The organism is Radiobacillus sp. PE A8.2 (assembly GCF_045635475.1).
GTDB lineage: Bacteria > Bacillota > Bacilli > Bacillales > Amphibacillaceae > JBJGXI01.
The window spans coordinates 1-1287 of record NZ_JBJGXI010000102.1; the positions used below are offsets into that span (position 1 = coordinate 1).

General features: G+C 40.9%; 1 protein-coding gene. It reads right to left on the bottom strand.

Annotation, left to right across the window (positions count from 1 at the left end; genetic code table 11):
- A partial coding sequence (locus tag ACI6MV_RS24875; RefSeq protein ID WP_407272990.1) for a carbohydrate-binding protein occupies positions 1-1287 on the bottom strand: 1287 nt, incomplete at both ends.

A 1287-nucleotide genomic window follows, 5' to 3' on the forward strand; every position in this document is an offset into this window, starting at 1 on the left:
TGCCTTTACTGATACTAGAACCTCCGCATTCGGATCAGGGATTGAAGAATCTCTCACCAAATCAAAACTGATAATATGGGCTACAGAAGTTGTATGTGTTGCTTTATATACAAGGTAGAGATCGTGCGTTCCTTCAACCGTACTGATTGGAACATTCAATTTTTCTACAACATCAAACGTCCCCTCACTATCTGTGATTTCGTAAGAGCCGATTAATTCTCCACCCTTGCTATCTAGTCTTAATTCCACAGAACCACCATTTTTATTTGTAGCTTGTGTAAATACAATATCCGTTGCTCCAGTAAAATCAATATTTTCATAAGCTGTCCATCTACCGTCTCTTGTTCCACCTAAGTGCATTTGACCTTGGTATTCCGTTGCAGCATCAGTATACTCAAATGCCATCATGTTTTCTACACTTTTCTCAACGCTAAACTCTTCAGCTTTTACAGATACTAGTACCTCCGCATTTGGATCAGGAATACTTGAATCGTCACCTGGATTATCAGTAATTACCGCTGCTTCAAAGGCTGCTGATGCTTGATTTAACGTTATTACTGCTGCATCTACTTCTGCTTGATCTGCCTCATTATCTGCTAATACTGACTCTGCATCAGCAATTGCCGCTTCTAATGCATCTACTGCTGTTTGTGGATATTCGCCTTCTTCTTCTCCCACTTCAGCATTTGATACTTTGTCATTCGCTTCACTAATCGCACTGGATAATACAGTTGTATCTAATGATGCTTCCGTAATAACAGCAGCTTTAAATGTTGTTACTGCTTGGTCTAATGATGTTACTGCTCCATCTACTTCCACTTGGTCGGCATCATTACCTGCTAACACTGACTCTGCATCAGCAATTGCCGCTTCTAGTGCATCCACTGCAGCCTGCGGATATTGACCTACTTCATCGCCAACTACTGCTTCTTCTACTAAACTATTTGCAGTAGAAATCACTTCAGATAAAGCAGTAGTATCCGTCTCTTCATCACTTGTTGCTACAGTATTATAGCGCATGAGTGTTTGATCTGGACCACCACTAAACCAGATACGACCTTGATGATCTTCTACTACTCTTCTTACATTAGCACTTTGGAAAAGAGTTGTTAGATTTTTGTCCGCATCTAATCGGAACAAGCGATTCCCTGCACTACCATACACATTGCCGTCTTGAGCAAGTAACATGGAGCCATATACACCCCAACTATGACTTTGCCCAACGTCATCGTACAAGGTTTGCGTAGTTACCTCTTTTGTATTTGTATCATATACAAACAGGTCTCC